The organism is Streptomyces sp. NPDC002787, assembly GCF_053592095.1.
On the sequence record NZ_JBSFVC010000017.1, the window covers coordinates 91,226 to 109,651 of the forward strand.

Below are 18,426 nucleotides of genomic sequence, written 5' to 3' on the forward strand. Positions count from 1 at the left end.
ACGACGCCATGCAGCCGAACCCGACGACCAGCGCCCACAGCATCGCCTTCCCGAAGGGCTGCGCCGCGATCTGGGCCGGCGCGCCCTGGCGGTCTGCCGACTCGCCACCGCTGCCGAGGGCGATCCGGACGGCCGGTACACCGATGAGGACGTACACCACGCCTCGCGCGGCGAAGCCCGCCCGTCCGGCGGCAGTCAGTTTCCGCCTCTCCGCGGAGCGACGGGTATCGGGCCTGGTGGTCCGGCGTCGCCTGTGCACCCGGGGTGTCGTCACGGTGCCGTCCCCGGATGGGGGGTGTCGGCCATGGCCTGCTCGCGCAGGCGTGCGCAGATGCGGGTGATCAGCCGGGAGACGTGCATCTGCGAAAGACCGAGCTGCAGGGCGATGCGGTCCTGCGTCATCTCGCAGAAGAACCGCATGTAGAGAATCCGCCGCTCGCGTTCGGGCAGTGCCCGCAGCAACGGGCGGAGCGACTCGCGGTTGACGATCAGGTCGAAGCCGGGCTCCAGGCCACCGAGGGTGTCGGTCAGTGGAGGGCTGTCAGCGGAGCGGCCGGGCACGGCGTCCAGGGACAGGGCGGCGAAGCTCTCCAGCGCCCCTTGGCCCAGTCGTACGTCCGCCTCGGTCAGGCCGGTGTGCGCGGCGATCTCGTGGACGGAGGGTTCGTGGCCGCCCCGCGACGAGCACTCGTGGCCGGCGGAGCGGACCCGGCCACGCAGTTCCTGTACACGCCGCGGCACATGCACGACCCAGAGTTCGTCACGGAAGTGCCGCTTCACCTCGCCGAGGATCGTCGGTATGGCAAAGCTCGGGAAGGCGGTGCCGAGACCGGGATCGAAGCGGGACACCGCCTTGACCAGGCCGAGTTGGGCGACCTGTGTGAGGTCCTCGAAGGTCTCGCCGCGATGGCGGAAGCGTCGGGCGAGCCGTACGGCCATCGGCATCCAGGCACACACCACCTCCTGCCGCAGCGTGGACCTCTCCGGACCGTCCGGCAGGGCGGCGATACGGCGAAAGGCGGCGCCGGTGTCCGGTGCGTCGTCGTAGCGGCGTCCGCTTCGTGGGCTCGGCGTGCGTGCGTACGTCATGGGCGCGTGTCTCCCTGATCGGTGGCGTCGCTCAGCGTGGGAGGCGGCGGACCGCAGCGCGCTGGGGAGCAGCGACAGCTGCTCCCAGGGGCGTGCCTCCGGTTCGAAGCACCTCGGACGGGTCTCCTGGCAGCCCGCCTTCAAACAAGCTCTGCGGCACGCAGCGGCAGCTGCCCATGGGACGCTCGGGCGGCGAACGTGGCGCGTCGAAGGGCCCGGGCACGCTCTCCAGCGGGTGACCCACGCCACGACCCGTCCCCGCCCCTGACAGCCCCGCCGGCCCAGCCGAGCGAGACGCCCCTGGGCGGTTCCGTCCGCAACCGGATGGTCAACCGGCAACACGGCAGACGCCCTTGACCGATTCGTGAGGGCGGGCGGGCGGCGGGCGGCCGCGTGGTCGGCATCGCTGCGGGTACGCAGTCGGCATGAGACACCTCCGCGCACTCGATGCACGGCTCTTCTCGCGCGTCGCCTCTCCCCACCCCCTGCTGCCGTGGCCGGCCGGCGCCGCCGTCATGGGCCTGTCCGGCAACCGTGGCGCACACCGTGCCGCGCTGCGCGGTACAGGCTCGCCGACCCTGGCCTCCGCCGCCGTCGGCATCGCCGCCAGTCGGCGCCGGCCACCGGCTTCGGCCCAGGCCCGCTGTCCGGGCACCCGGCCGCCGTCGCGGCTTTCGCAACCGCCGTCACCCTGGAGTCGCCCAAACCGGGAGCCGCACTCATCCCCCTGGCCACAACCGCCGCCGTCGTACCTGCCGCCACCGCGGTAACGCCGCCGACGGGTGGCGCTCTTCGAGCCTTCTGCCTGTTCAACGGCTTCGGGGTCAGGGAAGGGGCAGACCCTCTCGCTGGTACACGGTGCCAAGGCCATCACCATGCCGCGCGCCTGGTCGATCACCGGACGGCTCGCCGGCGCGCGGCCCAACTGCTCTTTGCTGGCGCGTAGTTCGACGATCTCGGCCAGTAGAGCCGTTTTCCTCCGCCGAAGCCACGGCCGTCAACAGCCGCCGTTCTTCGCGGGGCGTGGTCAGTTGGCGCATGGTGCGTACTCGCAGGGCAGTCGCCCTGTCCGTGGGTGGTCAGCGGCGCGCCAGTTGCCGCTCGCCGGCCGCACCGGGCTGGTAGGCCAGTTCGTAGTGTTTGAAGATCGCTTCCTCCTGCTCGGCGGGCAGTACGTCGTCGGTACCGATCGAAGGGGCCTGCTTCACCAGCGTTCTGACGTAGCCGACCCTGAGATAGCCCGGCCCGACGATCGCGTTCTCGATGGGGACGAAGACCAGACGGTGCCGGGTGGGCAGTCCGGTCCGTACCGTGGCCATGGCCGGCTCATCGGTGGTGGTGTCCACATAGACCGCCTCAAGGACACCGATCTTGCGCGACTCGGCGTCGACGACATCGCGGTTGCGCCATTCTCGGACGTCGGCTGCGTGAATCATGGTCTCTCCCTAGCTGGACGACCTGCGTGGGGAGCGTGAGTCGCACCCCTGGTCTTGCTGCGTGTAATCGCCGCAGCGCACGACGCGGCGCCCGCTGTATCCGCGACGGCATCTTCACGGGTCACCCGCGGCGCTCGCGGTCCCGTCGGTCCTCGCGCCTCCAGCGCGCCCGGTGCTGACGGCTGTAGCGGCGTTCCCAGCGTTCCTGACGATTCCGGCGCTCCTGGTAGTCCCGGTAGTCCCCGAACTCGGAACTGTCGCTACGGCCTCCACCTCCGCCACGATCGCGGCCGTGGCGGGTGGCGCCGTAGGCCAGCACCGCCGCGGCCACCCACCAGATGGGTTCGAGGAAGCCGAAGCCGAACAGGACCGCGATGAAGATGAGGAGCAGGACGAACACGGCGGGCCTCCCCGGAGCGGAACAAACCATCGCTGCCGGGGACCGGGGCCTGTACGAACAGACTAGTCCTCCCCAGAGGTTACGGATAGCGACCCACGTCAGCGTCTTCCGCCGGGACCGGATGGCCACTTGGCATCTGTCCAGGGAACGCGGCGAGGGCTAGCGTGTGCGGTACGGCCCGAGCCCCCGGCAGCGTCGATCACCTTTCTCGCGCTCCTTCGGGGGCGCACCTGGCGCATCAGTGCCGGTACCCGCCCCGTTTGCCAACGGGCCGCCCCGCACTCGCCGTCGCTACGCGATCCCGGCGCAGCCTCGATGCGCCCCATGTGGGCACCGCCCATTCGCTGCCCGCCGTGTCGCACGTATCCACCGACAGGCGATACACATGTACGCGCTGATTGTTCCCGCTTTGACCCCCTTCGTCCTGCTCGCGACCTTGATGGCCCTGTCCTGGTGGGAGGACCGCGTCCTGCCTGCGCCGCCGGCCGAGCCGCTCGACACTCCCGCCGAGGCTCCGTTCACCCCGGCCGCCGCTGCCGAGCACGCAGAACTTCCCCGTGCCGACACCGCGTTGACAAGGGAGGTTGCCAGGCGTTGACCGACAACACGGCGTAGGGCCATGCACCCCGGATCACTCGGGCGAAGCATTCCGCCTTCCCGCTTCGCCCGGTCCCCGCGGAACCAGGAAATCCCCGCGATCTGGAGGCCCGGCCATGATTGTTCTGGATTCTTCTCCTTCTGCTGATCCTGGCCGTGTTCGGGTTCGGCTTCACCATGCAGACCCTTTGGTGGGTCGCCGCCGTCCTGCTGGTCGTCTGGATCGCCGGCTTCGCGATGCGCGGGCGCGGCGGTAGCAAGCGCCGGTACAGCCGCAGGTAGTCCGTTCCGGCTCACCGCTCAATGAGCGGTGGTGTCGGAACTGCTCGCGGCACCGCTGCTGGACGGCCCGGACGACGCCGAAGAGCTGGGACCGGAGCTGGGACTGTGACTCGGGCTGGGACTCGTGCTGGGACTCGTGCTGGGACCAGAACTGGTGTCCGGTGCCGCGCTCGCGTCCGGCGAGCCAGAGCTGCCCGTCTGCGGCGCCCCGCCGCTGGACGCACCCGGGGTGGGTGTCCGGCTGTCGGCGGGACCAGGAGTACCGGCCGAGCCACCGCCCACCGAGGTTCCCCTGCCCGGCTCATTCTTGACGACGGCCGCCACCGGCTTACCCATGATCAGCTCCACCGCGGTCACCATGACCATCGCCAGGGCGAACACCAGGCCCGTCGCCAGGGCGTACTTCTTCCAGCCGATGGTCCTCCGGACGGAGCCACCCCGATAGGTGGTGACCGACTCACCTTCGGAGGGCGTGAAGGGCGGTACCGCGTCGACAACCGAAGCGCCGGCCGGTAACCCGAACGCCGCCCGGGCGTCCGCGCGGTGTTCCGCCCGCTCCTCACCCGGCGTCCTCGGCGCTCCTACCGGCGGCACCCGGCTACGAATCCCCTCGCCTGTCCGTCGGAAAGCATGCGAGAAGACCGCCGCGCCGGTGGTCGCGCTGGCACTGACCACGGCGGCGCCGATGATCGTCCCGGTCACCCCCAGCAGGGACGCCAGCACCGCGCCCACCACCGTCGCGAGTGCGCTCGCCACCACCTGCACAACAGTCAGGTCGAGCACCATGCGCTTCGGCGCCCGTCCCTCTTCTTCTCTGCGATTCTCCATCAATATCCCTTGATAGTTCCGGAGCCCGAGGGCCATCGACGCCGTGACCATCGGCGTGATGGCGGAGAGCGAGGACGAAGCCGAGCGACAACTCGCCGGCCACTGTGTGACGGCCGGACTTGTCCCGCCCACGGTGGCGCTGACGCGAGCTTGACGGAGGTCCGTGAGCGTTTCGCGGTCGCGTGGAAGCACCCCCTGCGCGGATGGAGCTGTTCGCACCGGACGAGAAAAGGTCGATGCGGGTTGGCCCAGTCGCGAGTTGTGCGGTTCCGCTGAGCGCAGGGTATGGAAGGCTCCTTCGACGGTGCGGACGGTACAACGGGGACGACTGCCCGGCTGACGGTGTTTCACCCTGCGATCAGCGACCCCAACCGGTGTGCTGTCAACCGCACATGGCACTCACGTCACCAGCATGACCACCAAACCGGATCGCCGACCGTGTCGGTGGGCAACGCGGCAGAGCAGCCCGGCATCGGAGCCGCCCGATCACCGCCGTGTAAACATCGTGGTACCCCTCTCCCGGACCAACCGTGGGACCGGCCTCAGGACTATGCTGTGTACGGACGTCCCGGACCCCGGCGGGCCACCGCTGCTTGGCTCACATGCCCGCGGAGAGCGGATCACTCGTCCGGTCGCCCCGCGCATCCCCGAGGGAACCGGCTGGGTCCTACGCCCCGGAACATCGGCTGCTGGATCGGTCGTTCACCTGCCTGCACGACAGTACGACCGTACCGGGAGCCCGGCACGGTCTCGTGAACCGAGGCACCCTGCCCATGAGTGTCCCACCCATCCTGAACGTCTACCGGCACGACACCGACAACCGGGCGCTGGTCACCCTGACCGGTGAGATCGACCTGAATTCGGCGCCTCTGGTGCACGCATCACTGGAGCGGTGCCTCCACGATGGCATCCGCACCATCGACGTCGATGTCACCGCCGTGACCTTCTGCGACTGCAGCGGCCTCAACACCTTCCTCTACGCCTCGTTGTGCACCGCCGCGGCCGGAGGATCCCTGCGACTGCACCACCCCAGCCCGGCGCTGAAACGCCTCGTCGCCCTCACCGGCTCCGACTCCCTCTTCCTCGCCCTCCCGGATGCCTTCGCCGGGAACCGACCGCCCCCACGGCCCGCTCCCGTACACCAGGTCGCGCAGCTGCTCGCTCCAACCCTGCCTGCTCTCCCGGGCGGTGTGCTGTGACAGCCCCGCCCGGGCCGATCCGATCGCGGAGACGCGCAGACCACCAGCCGCTCGCCACGCGCACGACGCCCCTGAGCCTGCGCCGGCTCAACCGCCGGCAGGCCGAGGAACTGCGAGAGGACCTGGCGGACCTGTACGTGAAGCCTGTGCCACGCCACCCGGTTGGGAGTACCGGGGCCGGAAGGACTTCCTGCGCCGTGTCACGCATGACACCTGGCGACCGGGGTTCGCGATGCTGACCGCTGAAGCATCGAACCTGGTGGGGTGCGCGTTCGGATTCCCCGTGCCGCGTGACGGCTCCTGGCGGAGGAGCCTCCGTGGAACACTCCCGCAAGACGTCGAGCAGCTCACCGCGTCCGGACAGGCATCCACGGTGTTGCGGGCCCTGATCCTTCCCCTCGGAGAGCGGACAGCGGCGGAGCCGGGCGGCCTCGAGAACCGCCGGCCGTGTCCTGCTCATCGGCGACGCCGCGGGCCACCTGGATGCCCTCACCGATGAGGGCATCGCCCTCCTCAGCCGCGGTCGACCCACTGCAGTAGTGGTCCGGCCCCTTCCCATGACGTTCATGGCGTCGCCAGCACCTTGTCGATACGGGGTAGTTGGCTGGCACGACCAGCAATGACCTGTCCGAACCGGCTGCGGCCCACAAGCGTATCGCCGAGCTGGAAGCCGAGTTGGCCGTCCACCGGCGGGCCGCCGAACCGCTGGGCGAGGTGACGTCCCCAAAAGGCGGTTCGCAGCCATCCACGTGATGGCCCGTGAGCACCTGCCGGAGAGTGTCATTCCGTCGGCGTGCCGATCCGGAGCCGGTCACCGTGAGGATCGCGCAGCTCAATCTCACGCACCCACGGAGCAGCAGCGGATTCAGCCCATTGACCCAAAGCCCTGAATCCGCACCCCCGATGAGACGTTTCCACAGGCACAGGCACAGGCGGGTGGGCGCAGGATTCGTGCTCTCCGCTTGAGCGGAGGTGACCCATCTGAGCGCGTTCATCGGAGCCGCCCACTGTCACACACCGACCGTGACCGGGCCTTGGAACACACTCAGCTACCCGCGGTCCTTGACCCGAGGAGCTGGACGAGACCCGTCTTCGACCACCCCGATGTCCTGACCGGGGACCGAGTGACCGCTCGGGGCCGTTTCCTCCATAGAACCCCCGCACAGCGGAGTCCCTTACCGACGCGATGATGCTCCGCCCCTTGTCCCGGGGTGGAGCATCATCCCTGACACCAAGAGGCGAGCCTGTCCAGCAGACTGCGTATGGACCTGGGTCGCAACGTGTCGATCGGATCAGCCAAGGACGTAGGTCTCATCACCGAAGTCAGCGACGATCTTCAGCTTGCCGCCGAGCGCCTTGACGTAGGCGGCGAGGGTGTCGACCTCACCGCGCTCGAGCTGGCCCTTCTCGCTGCGTGAGACGCGGGCCTGGGTGACACCCATGGCTCCGGCAACCTGGACCTGCGTGGTGTGCTGCCGCTTCCGCAACTCGGCGAGGCGGTCGACACGGGAAGCCAGGACCATCGATTCGCTTCAGATGCTCCGCGTACACCTGCTCCGCCTGGGGCACCGCGACGCGGTACCAGCCGGACCAGTTGCCCGCCTTGTCACCGCCGACCAAGATCACGGCCTGGCGATCGGGGTCGAACACGAACAGCAACCGCTCGACCGGGGTATCGCTCGCGTATCCGTCTCAGGCGACCGGTCTCAGATGGTTTCGGTGTCGATCACGAACCGGTAGCGCACATCACTGGCGGTGACCCGCTCGTACGCCTCGTTGATCTCGGAGGCGGCGATCCGCTCGATCTCCGCGCCGATGCCGTGCGCGGCGCAGAAGTCGAGCATCTCCTGGGTCTCGGGGATGCCGCCGATCATCGATCCGGCGAGGATCTTGTTGCCGCCGATGAGGGAGAACGGGTGGAAGGAGACGGGCTCCTCCGGGACGCCCACGTTCACCAGGGCGCCGCCCACCCGGAGCAGGCTGAGGTAGGCGCCGAGGTCCAGCGGCGCCGACACCGTGGAGAGGATGAGGTCGAAGGTGCCGGCGAGTTCCTCGAACGTCTTCGGGTCGCTGGTCGCGTAGTAGTGGTCGGCGCCCAGCTTCAACCCGTCGTCCTTCTTGCGGAGGGACTGCGAGAGGACGGTCACCTCGGCGCCGAGCGCGTGCGCGAGCTTGACGCCCATGTGCCCGAGACCGCCGAGACCGACGACGGCGACCTTCTTGCCGGGGCCCGCGCCCCACTGCTTGAGCGGCGCGTACGTGGTGATGCCCGCGCACAGCAGCGGCGCGGCGACGTCCAGGGACAGCCCGTCGGGGATACGGACGACGAAGTTCTCGTCGACGACGACGTGCGTGGAGTAGCCGCCGTAGGTGGGCTCGCCGTCACGGCCGATGCCGTTGTACGTCTGGACGCTCCCCCGTACACAGTGCTGTTCCTGGCCGGCCTTGCAGTTGTCGCACTCACGACAGGAGTCGACCATGCAGCCGACGCCCACGCGGTCGCCGACCTTGTACCTGGTCACGCCGGGGCCGACCTCGGAGACGACGCCCGCGATCTCGTGTCCGGGGACCATCGGGAAGATCGCCTCGCCCCAGCCCTCGTGGACCTGGTGGATGTCCGAGTGGCAGATGCCCGCGAACTTGATGTCGATCAGTACATCGAACTCGCGGACCGCCCGGCGCTCGATGGTGGTGCGCTCCAGGGGAGCCTTGGCGGCGGGGGCGGCGTACGCAGCAACAGTGGTCATGCCGATGGTTCTCCTAGCTGAGGTTCCGTGCCCGGCTGCCTTCCGGCCGGCCACGGTTTCAGCGTGGCGGACGGTTCGGTCTTCACCCAGGCCACGGCTTTGCGTACGTCCGCTGGTCCTGCTACTGGCGGGGTCAGGATGGTGTGCGTGCGTCGGTCCGTGCCCGACCGGTGCCGGACCGACGGGTTTCGTGCGTGATCTGCTCAGGTCGGCGTCGACCACAGGAGTCCGATCGAACCCCCAGCATGTCGTCGGCCTGACGGCTGAGCAGCATGTCGTGCGCGTACGCCGTCAGAGGGCCGTCGCCGATTTCCCCGAAGGCGCTCCGGGCACTGTCGGGGCGGGTGAGTTGATCATTCATGCCACGACCACACGAACCGGGTTCTCGGTGTTCCGGTCGCCCTGCCGGTCGGTGCGCGGTCGCGTCACACTGTCACTTGCGCGCTTGCACCGGAGAGCCGGCGCCCCTCGGTGTCATGGTGGATCGGTGTGTGCGAACCGCTCAGCGGCAGACCCGCTCCGCCCTGCCGGACGGCGACGATCTCGGCGGCGATGGACAGGGCGGTCTCCTCGGGCGTGCGGGCGCCGAGGTCGAGGCCGATAGGTGAGTGGAGTCGGGTCAGTTCGGCGTCGGTGAGGCCCCTCTCGCGGAGTCTGCGGTCACGGTCCTCGTGGGTGCGGCGCGAGCCCATCGCGCCGACGTAGGCGAGCGGCAGCCGTAGGGCCGCTTCCAGCAGGGGTACGTCGAACTTGGCGTCGTGGGTGAGCACGCACACCACCGTGCGGTCGTCGGTCGGGGTGCGGCGCAGGTAGCGGTGCGGCCAGTCGACCACGATGTCGTCGGCCTCGGGAAAGCGTGACCGGGTGGCGAAGACGGGTCGGGCGTCGCACACCGTCACGTGGTAACCGAGGAACTTGCCCATGCGCACCAACGCCGCGGCGAAGTCGATGGCGCCGAAGACGAGCATCCGGGGCGGCGGGACACTCGACTCGACGAACAGGGCCACATCGGCCTCGCAGTGGGATCCGTCCTGCGCGATGTCGAAGGACCCCGTGCGGCCGGCGTTCAGCAGGGAGCGGGTTTCCCGCACGGCGGCGCGGTCCAGGTCCGGGTGTCCGCCGAGTTCGCCTTCGTACGATCCTCCCCCAGACTCCGTCCGGGGGGGACCCCCATCTCGCTTCGCTCGGGTGGACCGCCAGCGCCCGCCCGAGGAGTTCTGCCGGGCCTCGGACCACGCGGGCGAGTGCCGCCGCCTCACCCCGGGCGGCGGCCGACAGCGCCACCTGGAACACCTTCCTGTCCGGTCCGTCGGCGGGCACCGGCGTGACCAGGATGTCGAGGACACCGCCGCAGGTCAGCCCGACGGCGAAGGCGTCCTCGTCGCTGTACCCGAACCGCTCGCGCACCACCCGGCCGTCCTGGAGCGCCTGGGCGCACAGGTCGTAGACCGCGCCTTCGACACAGCCGCCGGACACCGAACCGATGGCGTTGCCATCGGCGTCGACGGCGAGCGCGGCGCCCGGACCGCGCGGCGCACTGCCGCTGACGGCCACGACCGTGGCGACCGCGAAGCCCCGCCCCTCCTCAAGCCACCGGTTCAGCTCTTCCGCGATGTCCAGCATGTGCATGACTTTCTTGTCGGAGGGCGGACCGCCACCGTCGTCGGCTCAGAGCAGCTTGTCCAGCGTGATCGGCAGGTCCCGCACCCGCTTGCCGGTCGCGTGATGGATGGCGTTCGCCACGGCCGCTCCTACACCCGTGATGCCGACCTCGCCGGCGCCGAGGATGCCGAGTGGCGCGATCGGATCCGGGTCGTCCAGGAAGGACACGTCGATCGGGGGGATGTCGGCGTGCACGGGGACGTGGTACTCGGCCAGGCTGGGGTTCATGATCCGTCCGGTGCGCGGGTCGACGAGTGTCTCCTCCGCCATCGCGAGGCCCAGGCCCATCACGATGCCTCCGCGCAGCTGGCTGGCCGCCGTCTTCGCGTTGATCACCCTGCCGATGTCGAACACGCCGACCCACCGCGACACCCGTGTCTCGCCGGTCTCCGCATCGACGCGTACCTCGCAGAAGTGCGCACCGGAGGCGCCCTTGATCCACCGCTGGCTCTCGCGCAGGAAGTTCGGGAGGAACCGCACCCGCCCGCCGATCCGGCCGAGCCGGGTCTCCGATCCGACGACGGCCTCGACGTGCGGCACCTTCGCGCGCCTGAGAATCTCCTCGTTGTTGCCACCGCCCGTCTTGCGTGCCATGGACTTCAGTGTCTGCTTCAGCTCCTCGCACGCCTGCATCACGCTGGCGGCGACGCTCGCGGTCTGGACGGACCCGGCGGCGGCAGGGCCCATCGGCAGCTCGGAATCGCCGTACTCCACGCGGACGGCCTCGAACGGCACGCCGAGCGCGTCGGCTGTGATCTGGGCCTGGGCCGTGGCCGCACCCATGCCCATCTCGTGGAAGGCACAGCGCACCAGCACACGGCCGTCGGCCGACAGGCGGACCGTGACGTTGACGGGCATGCTCAACGCCGGGTGGTACGCCGTTGCCACGCCCGTCCCGACCAGCCACCGCCCGTCGCCTTTCGAACGCGGCTCGGGGTTGCGCTCGTGCCAGCCGAACCGCTCCGCGCCCAGCGCGTACAGCTCGCGCAGCCTGCGGTGCGAGAACTTCTTCTTGCCGTCGATCGGGTCGACCGCGGTGTCGTTGCGCATGCGCAGCTCGATCGGGTCCATGCCCAGCTCACAGGCCAGTTCGTCGATCGCGGACTCCAGCCCGAAGGTGCCGATGGCCTCGCCCGGCGCCCGCATGAAGGTGTTGGACAGCAGGTCGAGCTGGACGATGTCGTGCCGCGCGAGGATGTGCTCGGACGCATAGAGGTGCTGGGATGCGGAGGTGACCTGCTCGGGAGGGCCGCCGATTCGGCTGGTGCGGGTGACGCTGGTGTGTATCAGCGAGGTCAGTTTGCCGTCGCGGTCGGCTCCCAGTGCGACCCGCTGGATGGAGGGGGTGCGTCCGCCCACCGTGCGGTAGACCGCCTCCCGGGAGAGCACCAGCCGGACGGGCCTGCTGGTCGCCCGGGCGGCCAGGGCGGCGAGGATGGTGCCGGGCCAGATCGCGGACTTGCCGCCGAAGGCACCGCCGACGAACGGCGCCAAGACCCGCACGTTCGTCATGGGGACCCCGAACCGCAGCGCGAGGTGGGTGCGGAACCAGTCGATGGTCTGCGATGCGTCGTGGACGGTGAGTCTGTCGCCGTCCCAGGTGGCTGTGGTGGCGTGCAGTTCCAGCGCGTTGTGGTTCTGCGGTGGGGTGGTGTACCGCAGGTCCAGCGTCACCTGTGCTGTGGCGAGCGCGGCCTCCGCGTCGCCCCTCTTGGCCCCTCGGGGGAGGAACGCGTTGTTCGGTTGCGGCCGTGCGTCTTCCTCGGACCCCGCGAAGTCCACAACGGCCTTCGACACCGTGTACTCGGCACGTACCAGCGCGGCGGCCTCACGGGCGGCGGCGGAGGTCTCCGCCACGACCACCGCGATCGGCTGCCCCTCCCAGTGCACCTCGTCGCTCTGCAGATAGTTCACCGACGTGCCGGAGAACGTCCCGCTGAAGTTGAACATGCCGGGCTTGGGCGCCGGTTTCAGAGGGGGCGCGTTGAGGTGGGTGAGGACGGTGACCACGCCCGGCACCGCACTCGCCTCGTCGGTGTGCAGGGCGGTGATCCGGCCGCGGCTGATGGTGGCGTGCACGAGTACGGCGTGTGTGAGGCCGGGATAGAAGTGCTCGGCGGCGAACCTGGCCGCGCCGGTCGTCTTGACGCCGCCGTCGACGCGGTCGAGCGGTTGTCCGATCGTGGTCATGCCGCCCTGCCTTCTTCCATACGGCCCAGTCGCTCGGTACGCGGAAGTCGCGCGAGCCGGCCACGGATGGTTGTCACACTGACCGCGTTTGACCTCGGCATACCGACTGCCTTTGAGTACGGCATCAGGCGGCGCTCCCCTCGGTCAGCAGCCGCCGCAGTGTCGCCACGATCGTGCGCTGCGCGAGTTCGATCTTGAAAGCGTTCTGCGGTCCGCCCTCCGCGGCGGCGAGTTCGGCTTCCGCCGCCCGCCGGAAGGCCTCCTCCGTCGCCGGCTGGCCGAGCAGCACGCGTTCGGCTTCGGTGGCGCGCCACGGTTTCGTGCCGACCCCGCCCAGCGCGAGCCGGACCTCGTTGACCACGCCGTCCTCGACGGCCAGCGCGGCGGCGACCGAGAGGAGGGCGAACGCGTAGGACGCACGGTCGCGCACCTTGCGGTAGCGCGAGTTCGCCGCGACCTGGGCCGGCGGCAGTTCGACGGCCGTGATCAGCTCGTCGGCGGCCAGCACCGTCTCGATGTGCGGTGTGTCGCCGGGCAGCCGGTGGAACTCGGCGACCGGTATGCGCCGGGTGCCGCGCACGCTCTCCACCTCGACGACCGCGTCGAGCATCACCAGCGCCACCGCCATGTCCGAGGGATGGGTCGCGATGCAGTGCTCGCTCGCCCCCAGCACCGCGCAGCCGCGGGAGAACCCGCCGATCGCGTCACAGCCACTGCCGGGCGCGCGCTTGTTGCACGCGGCGGTCTCGTCGTAGAAGTACATGCAGCGGGTGCGCTGCAGCAGGTTCCCGCCCACGGTCGCCATGTTCCGCAACTGGGCGGACGCCCCGTGCAGGATCGCTTGCGCCAGCACGGGGTAGCGGGTCCGGATAAGGGGGTCCGCCGCGAGCCGGCTGTTGGTCACCAGCGCGCCGACGCGGATCCCGCCGCCTGGCAGTTCGTCGATCCCGGTAAGCGGCAGGCGGGTGATGTCCACGACCGTCGCCGGGTGTTCGATGCCCTCACGCATGAGGTCGACGAGGTTCGTCCCGCCCGCGAGGAACTTCACGCCCTCGCTGTCCGCGATCGTGCGCAGCGCCGTGCCCGTGTCCGGTGCGCTGACGTAGGAGAACGACTTCACTTCGCGACCTCTTTGATCGCCGAGACGATGCCGTTGTAGGCGCCGCAGCGGCACAGGTTGCCGCTCATCCGCTCCCGGATCTCCTCGTCGTCCAGCTCTTCGCTGGTGGCGGCGAGGTGCTCGGTCGCCGCGCTGGGCGCGCCGTCCTTGTGCTCGGCGAGCATGCCGATCGCCGAACAGATCTGGCCCGGCGTGCAGTAGCCGCACTGGAATCCGTCGGTGCGGACGAACGCCGCCTGCAGCGGGTGGTCGACCCCCTCGATGGTCGTGATCTCACGCCCCTCGTACTGCACCGCCAGCGCGAGGCAGGCGTTGATCCGCCGGCCGTCGGCGAGCACCGTGCAGGCGCCGCACGCGCCCTGGTCGCATCCCTTTTTGGTGCCGGTCAGGCCCAGGTACTCGCGCAGCGCGTCGAGCAGACTCACCTGTGGCGAGACGTCCAGCCGTTGGGCGGACCCGTTGATCCGCAGCTCGATCTCCACCGTGTCATTCCTCCGGTTCGCCCGAGGGCTCGTTCTCTTGAGGGGTCTCCATCGGGCACCCGCGACAGGGACCAGAAGGGCTCCGGCCTGAAACGCCGCGTCCTGCCTCGCCACACGCACTGATGAAGGCGAACTTCACCGGGGCCGATTTCGGAGCCGACGCCCGCGACCTCGTGGCTGGGGACCATCGGGAAGATCGCCTCGCCCCAGCCCTCGCGGGCCCGGTGGATGTCCGTGTCGCGGCTGCCGGCGAACTTGATGTCGATCGGGACTTCGAACTCGCTGACCGCGCGGTGCTCGATGGTGCACTCCCGAGGAGCCTTGCAATGGGTACGGCGTATGCAGCAAACAGTGGTCATGCCGGGGTTCTCCTAGCAGAGGCTCCGTGCCCGGCTGCCTTCCGGCCGGCGGTTGCCAACGTGCCGGACGGTCCGGCATCCACCCAGGCCACGGCTTCGCATACGTTCGCCGTTCCTACCACTGGCGGGGTCAGGATGGGGTGCGTCCACCGGTGGATACTCGAGAGATGGACGAACACCCCGAACCGGTGCACGAGCCCGTCGGCGGCGCCCTGGACCCGCGTGCCGAACTCAGCGAGTTCCTGCGCAGTCGGCGGGCCCGGCTGAAGCCGGCGGACGTGGGGCTGCAGGGCTTCGGACGGCACCGGCGGGTGCCGGGACTGCGCCGCGAGGAGCTGGCGCTGGTGGCCGGGGTGTCGGTGGCGTACTACACGCGCCTGGAGCAGGGCAACGGGCGGAACGTCTCGGCGGAGGTCCTCGACGCCATCGCCCGGGTGCTCCGGCTGAGCGACGCCGAGCACGCCCATCTCATACACCTGGCGAAGCCGAAGCAGCAGAAGAAGAAGCCGGCCGTCCGCGCCCAGCAGGTGCGGGGCACTCTACGGACACTGCTGGACGCCATGGACGGCGTCCCGGCGATCGTCGTGGGGCGGCGCTCGGACATCCTCGTCTGGAACCGGATGTCCGCCGCCGTGTTCGGCGACTGGACGGAGCTGCCGACGCAGGAGCGGAACTGGGCACGGCTGGTCTTCCTGCGGCCCGAGTGCCGCGACCTATTCGTGGACTGGGAACACAAAGCGAACGACGTCGTCTCTCTGCTGCGCATGGACGCCGGATCCCATCCGGACGACCCCCGACTGTCCGCGCTGGTGGGCGAACTCTCCGTGAAGAGCGAGGAGTTTCGGCGGCTGTGGGCCACCCACGACGTCAAGGAGAAGTGCCACGGCATCCAGCGCCTGCGGCACCCGCTCGTCGGCGAACTCGATCTCCGCGTCGACATGTTCCACCTGGCCGACGACCACGAACAGATGCTGGTGACGTACCACGCCGAACCGAACTCCCCGTCCGCCGAGGCACTACGGCTGCTGGCCAGCTGGGGCACAGACGCGACCCGGGCGGGAACGGACACGTCGTCGGCAGGTAAAGGCCGCTGAACTTCCCTTCCTCGTCGGTTGAGTTGGCCGCGCGTCACGCCCAGCGTCCTCAACGGACCCCGTCCTCGATGACCAGCAAACAGGGCTCGGCGCGGTTCAGGTGCCGAAGAGAGCGGACCTGCCGCACGGCGAGGTCAGCACGCAGCCGCGATCCGTATCCACCGCACGAAGTCCCGAGGCCCCCCGCTCCGCACGATTCCCCAGGCCGTCAGGAACCACCACCATCGCAGCGGGCCCATCCCGTACGACCGGATCGTCGACGCAGGCTTCGCCTGGGCTGAGCGGCCGCAAAGCAACTGCCCCTGTACGGCCCCTGGATCTTGGCATCGGCCCTCAAGGCAGCCACCCGGACCGCGAGCGACAACCTCGAACACCTACTCCGCCCCAGCTCAGAGGGGTTGAAGCTCCCTCGACCACGGCCGGACTCCAAACCCGCGAGCAGCGGATTCAGTCCGTTCAGGCGAAGTTAACGCTCCGACAGTCAAAAAGAACGTTTCCGCAGGTCAGAGACCTGCAGAAGTGGGGCGGGTGGGACTCGAACCCACGGCCGACGGATTATGAGTCCGCTGCTCTAACCGGCTGAGCTACCGCCCCGTGCGGCGTGTCGCGTACATGTGTGCGCGCCGTCTGCCGCAGCATAGCCGCTCATACGATCTCCTGCTTCGGATGATCGGCCTTCGCATGCGCTTCTTGACCTTGAGGACTTCGGCGCGGCCCGCGCGGTTCCCCCGCACATGAAAAAGGACCCCGACGGGGTCCTCCTTCCGCTGCTCTCCCGACTGGACTCGAACCAGTAACCTGCCGGTTAACAGCCGGCTGCTCTGCCAATTGAGCTACGGAAGATCGAAGCTCCCCCGACTGGACTCGAACCAGTAACCTGCCGGTTAACAGCCGGCTGCTCTGCCAATTGAGCTACGGAGGATCGCCTCGCTGCATCGAACGTACCTCCCTGGGTATTCGCCAGGGGGCGTGCGCTCGCTGCGACACATACATTAGCGCAAGCAGGGGGGTGCTCCGCCAATCGGTTCCCCCCGCGCCCGTCGCCTCGCAGGGGCAACGCAAGGGACCGACGCAGACGTAAGGGAAGGGTGGCCGCCATGCGCTATCGGCTCACGTTCTTTGCCGGACTGGCCCTGGGCTACGTGCTGGGCACGAAGGCCGGACGCGAACGCTACGAGCAGTTGAGGAAGTCCGCGCGACAGGTCGCGCAGAACCCCGCCGTGCGCAACACCGCGGAGTCGGCGGCCCAGCAGGGGCGCGTCTTCGCCGGCAAGGCGTACCACGTGGTCAGCGAGAAGGTCGGGGACCATGTGCCCGACTCGGTCGCCGAGCGGGTCCGCTCCCTGCGCGAACGCAACACCAACGGCGCCGCCGCGGACGACTGGGGTACCAGCAATACGTAACGGCCACATCGCGTCGACCGGACCGCCGCGCGGTGCTCCCACCCCTTCCCGTGCGGCAGAATTTCTGCCATGGGGATAGTCGCCGGGCTGGACAGTTCGCCCGATTTTACGCGCATTGTCGTCTGTGACTCGGACACAGGGGCCGTGCTCAGGCAGGGGTATGCCCTGCACCCGCTGGAGCCGGCGGAGAGCGGAGGGCGTCCCTCCGACGTCGATCCGCAGGCGTGGCTGCTGTCCCTGGGGGAGGCGGCCGGCGGCGGGCTGCTGGAGGGCGTGCAGGCCATCGGGGTGTCCTCCCAGCAGAACGGGCTGATCGCGCTCGACGCACAGGGCAACACCGTGCGCCCGGCGATGGTCGGCGGCGACAAGCGGACCCAGGTCGCGGCGGCCGACCTCGTCGACGCGCTCGGGGGGCGCGGGGCGTGGGCGGAGGCCGTCGGCTGTGTGCCGGGGGCCGCGCAGCCGGTGACCAAGCTGCGCTGGATGAGCCGTACGGAGCCGGACGCCGCGATGCGGACCGCCGTGCTGCTCCAGGCGCACGACTGGCTGGTCTGGCAGTTGCTGGGGCGGCCGGTCCGGCGGACCACCGACCGGGGCGGGGCGTCCGGTACCGGGTACTGGAACGCGGCGACCGGGCAGTACCGGACGGACCTCGTGGAGATGGCGCTCGGGCATCAGGTCATGCTCCCCGAGGTCCTCGGGCCCTCGGACGCCGCCGGTACGACGCCGGAGGGGCTCCTCATCTCCGCCGGCACCGGCGAGACCATGGCCGCCGCGTTCGGGCTGGGCATCGGGCTCGGTGACGCGGTGGTGTCGCTGGGGGCCTCCGGGTCCGTCATGGCCGTACACACCCAGGCGCTCGTCGACTCCACGGGGATGATCACCTCGCTGGCCGACGCGACGGGTATGCATCTGCCGGTCGTCACCACACTGAACGCGGTACGGACGCTGCGCGGGGCCGCCGAGATGCTCGGTGTGGCCGATCTGGAGGGGCTGTCCGACCTGGCGATGAAGTCGACGCCGGGGTCGCACGGGCTGGTGATGCTGCCGTATCTGGAGGGCGAGCGGACGCCGAATCTGCCGCACACGGCGGGGACGCTGGCCGGGCTGCGGCGGGAGTCGATGAAGCCGGAGCACTTCGCGCGGGCCGCGTTCGAGGGCATGCTGTGCGGGCTCGCGGACGCGCTGGACGTGCTGCGCGGGCGGGGTGTGGACGTGCGGCGGATCTTCCTGCTGGGGGCGGCGGCGGAGCTGCCCGCGGTGCAGGCGGCGGCGCCGGCGCTGTTCGGGGTGCAGGTGGTGGTGCCGCAGCCGGCGGACTACGCGGCGGTGGGCGCGGCACGGCAGGCGGCGTGGGCGCTCGGGGTCTCGCAGGGGGCGCTCGACCCGCGTACGCCACCGATGTGGCCGGGGGCGGCGGCACAGGTGCTGGAGCCGGGGGACGAGTTGGCCGTGGGGCAGGCGGTTCGGCAGCAGTACGTCGCGGTTCGTGAGCAGACGCATCCTGGGGCGTTCCGGGTGTAACGGCACATCTCGGC

Annotated in this window: 15 protein-coding genes, 3 tRNA genes and 4 pseudogenes; 7 read left to right on the forward strand and 15 right to left on the reverse strand. The window is 69.8% G+C overall.

Going from position 1 to position 18,426, the window contains the following annotated elements; all coding sequences use genetic code 11:
• Window positions 1-37 precede the first annotated feature (37 nt).
• From ACWD26_RS24245 to ACWD26_RS24260, 4 genes and pseudogenes are all read right to left on the reverse strand, one after another.
• Window positions 38-274: pseudogene (locus tag ACWD26_RS24245) on the reverse strand (DUF1206 domain-containing protein); the annotation flags it as partial.
• A complete protein-coding gene (locus ACWD26_RS24250) occupies window positions 271-1,089 on the reverse strand; it encodes a SigB/SigF/SigG family RNA polymerase sigma factor (RefSeq protein ID WP_451273342.1) in 819 nt (272 codons plus the stop codon). The gene ACWD26_RS24250 and the pseudogene ACWD26_RS24245, both read right to left, overlap by 4 nt.
• Window positions 1,090-2,168: 1,079 nt before the next feature.
• Complete coding sequence (locus tag ACWD26_RS24255; RefSeq protein WP_451273344.1) at window positions 2,169-2,525, reverse strand: PRC-barrel domain-containing protein; 357 nt, start codon at window positions 2,523-2,525, stop codon at window positions 2,169-2,171.
• Between the two features lie 121 nt (window positions 2,526-2,646).
• Window positions 2,647-2,925, reverse strand: a complete 279-nt coding sequence (locus ACWD26_RS24260) for a hypothetical protein (protein ID WP_451273346.1) — start codon at window positions 2,923-2,925, stop codon at window positions 2,647-2,649.
• Between the two features lie 385 nt (window positions 2,926-3,310).
• Between ACWD26_RS24260 and ACWD26_RS24265 the strand changes: the two genes are divergently transcribed.
• Entirely contained in the window at window positions 3,311-3,523 is a 213-nt protein-coding gene (locus ACWD26_RS24265) for a hypothetical protein (protein ID WP_451273347.1), read from the forward strand.
• A gap of 119 nt (window positions 3,524-3,642) precedes the next feature.
• Window positions 3,643-3,804 carry a hydrophobic protein gene (locus ACWD26_RS24270; protein WP_451273349.1) on the forward strand — a complete coding sequence of 54 codons (162 nt, stop codon included), beginning with the start codon at window positions 3,643-3,645 and terminating at the stop codon, window positions 3,802-3,804.
• 18 nt (window positions 3,805-3,822) lie between these two features.
• Here ACWD26_RS24270 and ACWD26_RS24275 read toward each other — a convergent pair whose 3' ends face one another.
• Window positions 3,823-4,632 (reverse strand): hypothetical protein, encoded by an 810-nt coding sequence (locus tag ACWD26_RS24275; protein ID WP_451273350.1) that lies wholly within the window; start codon window positions 4,630-4,632, stop codon window positions 3,823-3,825.
• A gap of 773 nt (window positions 4,633-5,405) precedes the next feature.
• On the opposite strand from ACWD26_RS24275, the gene ACWD26_RS24280 reads away from it, so the two are divergent.
• The gene (locus tag ACWD26_RS24280) at window positions 5,406-5,831 is read left to right on the forward strand and encodes an STAS domain-containing protein (RefSeq protein ID WP_451273352.1); all 426 of its coding nucleotides are present in this window, start codon (window positions 5,406-5,408) and stop codon (window positions 5,829-5,831) included.
• Between the two features lie 404 nt (window positions 5,832-6,235).
• Window positions 6,236-6,361, forward strand: a pseudogene (locus ACWD26_RS24285) (monooxygenase); the annotation flags it as partial.
• Window positions 6,362-7,123: 762 nt separating this feature from the next.
• Here ACWD26_RS24285 and ACWD26_RS24290 read toward each other — a convergent pair.
• The 7 genes and pseudogenes from ACWD26_RS24290 to ACWD26_RS24320 all read right to left on the reverse strand — a co-directional run.
• Complete coding sequence (locus ACWD26_RS24290) at window positions 7,124-7,354, reverse strand: XRE family transcriptional regulator (protein ID WP_451273354.1); 231 nt, start codon at window positions 7,352-7,354, stop codon at window positions 7,124-7,126.
• A gap of 183 nt (window positions 7,355-7,537) precedes the next feature.
• Window positions 7,538-8,578 (reverse strand): NAD(P)-dependent alcohol dehydrogenase, encoded by a 1,041-nt coding sequence (locus tag ACWD26_RS24295; RefSeq protein ID WP_451273356.1) that lies wholly within the window; start codon window positions 8,576-8,578, stop codon window positions 7,538-7,540.
• 425 nt (window positions 8,579-9,003) lie between these two features.
• Window positions 9,004-10,201 (reverse strand): annotated as a pseudogene (locus ACWD26_RS24300) (XdhC family protein).
• Window positions 10,202-10,246: 45 nt separating this feature from the next.
• Window positions 10,247-12,430 carry a xanthine dehydrogenase family protein molybdopterin-binding subunit gene (locus tag ACWD26_RS24305; protein WP_451273358.1) on the reverse strand — a complete coding sequence of 728 codons (2,184 nt, stop codon included), beginning with the start codon at window positions 12,428-12,430 and terminating at the stop codon, window positions 10,247-10,249.
• A 124-nt stretch (window positions 12,431-12,554) separates the two neighbouring features.
• Entirely contained in the window at window positions 12,555-13,550 is a 996-nt protein-coding gene (locus tag ACWD26_RS24310) for an FAD binding domain-containing protein (RefSeq protein ID WP_451273360.1), read from the reverse strand.
• Window positions 13,547-14,032, reverse strand: a complete 486-nt coding sequence (locus ACWD26_RS24315) for a (2Fe-2S)-binding protein (protein WP_451273362.1) — start codon at window positions 14,030-14,032, stop codon at window positions 13,547-13,549. The genes ACWD26_RS24310 and ACWD26_RS24315 overlap by 4 nt, the downstream gene beginning before the upstream one ends.
• A gap of 137 nt (window positions 14,033-14,169) precedes the next feature.
• Window positions 14,170-14,391 (reverse strand): annotated as a pseudogene (locus tag ACWD26_RS24320) (alcohol dehydrogenase); the annotation flags it as partial.
• 167 nt (window positions 14,392-14,558) lie between these two features.
• On the opposite strand from ACWD26_RS24320, the gene ACWD26_RS24325 reads away from it, so the two are divergent.
• Window positions 14,559-15,485: a helix-turn-helix domain-containing protein gene (locus tag ACWD26_RS24325; RefSeq protein ID WP_451273364.1), complete on the forward strand. Its 927-nt coding sequence runs from the start codon at window positions 14,559-14,561 to the stop codon at window positions 15,483-15,485.
• A gap of 520 nt (window positions 15,486-16,005) precedes the next feature.
• Here ACWD26_RS24325 and ACWD26_RS24330 read toward each other — a convergent pair.
• From ACWD26_RS24330 to ACWD26_RS24340, 3 genes are all read right to left on the reverse strand, one after another.
• Window positions 16,006-16,079, reverse strand: a tRNA-Ile gene (locus ACWD26_RS24330).
• Between the two features lie 176 nt (window positions 16,080-16,255).
• A tRNA-Asn gene (locus ACWD26_RS24335) sits at window positions 16,256-16,328 on the reverse strand.
• 6 nt (window positions 16,329-16,334) lie between these two features.
• Window positions 16,335-16,407 (reverse strand) — tRNA-Asn (locus ACWD26_RS24340).
• 175 nt (window positions 16,408-16,582) lie between these two features.
• Between ACWD26_RS24340 and ACWD26_RS24345 the strand changes: the two genes are divergently transcribed.
• Together ACWD26_RS24345 and ACWD26_RS24350 are read left to right on the forward strand one after the other, a co-directional pair.
• Window positions 16,583-16,888 (forward strand): YtxH domain-containing protein, encoded by a 306-nt coding sequence (locus ACWD26_RS24345; RefSeq protein WP_451273366.1) that lies wholly within the window; start codon window positions 16,583-16,585, stop codon window positions 16,886-16,888.
• 69 nt (window positions 16,889-16,957) lie between these two features.
• Window positions 16,958-18,412, forward strand: coding sequence for an FGGY family carbohydrate kinase (locus tag ACWD26_RS24350; RefSeq protein WP_451273368.1), 1,455 nt, complete (start codon window positions 16,958-16,960; stop codon window positions 18,410-18,412).
• The last annotated feature ends 14 nt before the right edge of the window (window positions 18,413-18,426 follow it).

Coding starts and splice junctions, on each gene's coding strand:
- ACWD26_RS24325 (WP_451273364.1), top strand. CDS start 14,559: ATGGACGAACACCCCGAACCGGTGCACGAGCCCGTCGGCGGCGCCCTG.
- ACWD26_RS24290 (WP_451273354.1), bottom strand. CDS start 7,354: ATGGTCCTGGCTTCCCGTGTCGACCGCCTCGCCGAGTTGCGGAAGCGG.
- ACWD26_RS24295 (WP_451273356.1), bottom strand. CDS start 8,578: ATGACCACTGTTGCTGCGTACGCCGCCCCCGCCGCCAAGGCTCCCCTG.
- ACWD26_RS24275 (WP_451273350.1), bottom strand. CDS start 4,632: ATGGAGAATCGCAGAGAAGAAGAGGGACGGGCGCCGAAGCGCATGGTG.
- ACWD26_RS24345 (WP_451273366.1), top strand. CDS start 16,583: ATGCGCTATCGGCTCACGTTCTTTGCCGGACTGGCCCTGGGCTACGTG.
- ACWD26_RS24250 (WP_451273342.1), bottom strand. CDS start 1,089: ATGACGTACGCACGCACGCCGAGCCCACGAAGCGGACGCCGCTACGAC.
- ACWD26_RS24265 (WP_451273347.1), top strand. CDS start 3,311: ATGTACGCGCTGATTGTTCCCGCTTTGACCCCCTTCGTCCTGCTCGCG.
- ACWD26_RS24350 (WP_451273368.1), top strand. CDS start 16,958: ATGGGGATAGTCGCCGGGCTGGACAGTTCGCCCGATTTTACGCGCATT.
- ACWD26_RS24255 (WP_451273344.1), bottom strand. CDS start 2,525: ATGATTCACGCAGCCGACGTCCGAGAATGGCGCAACCGCGATGTCGTC.
- ACWD26_RS24305 (WP_451273358.1), bottom strand. CDS start 12,430: ATGACCACGATCGGACAACCGCTCGACCGCGTCGACGGCGGCGTCAAG.
- ACWD26_RS24280 (WP_451273352.1), top strand. CDS start 5,406: ATGAGTGTCCCACCCATCCTGAACGTCTACCGGCACGACACCGACAAC.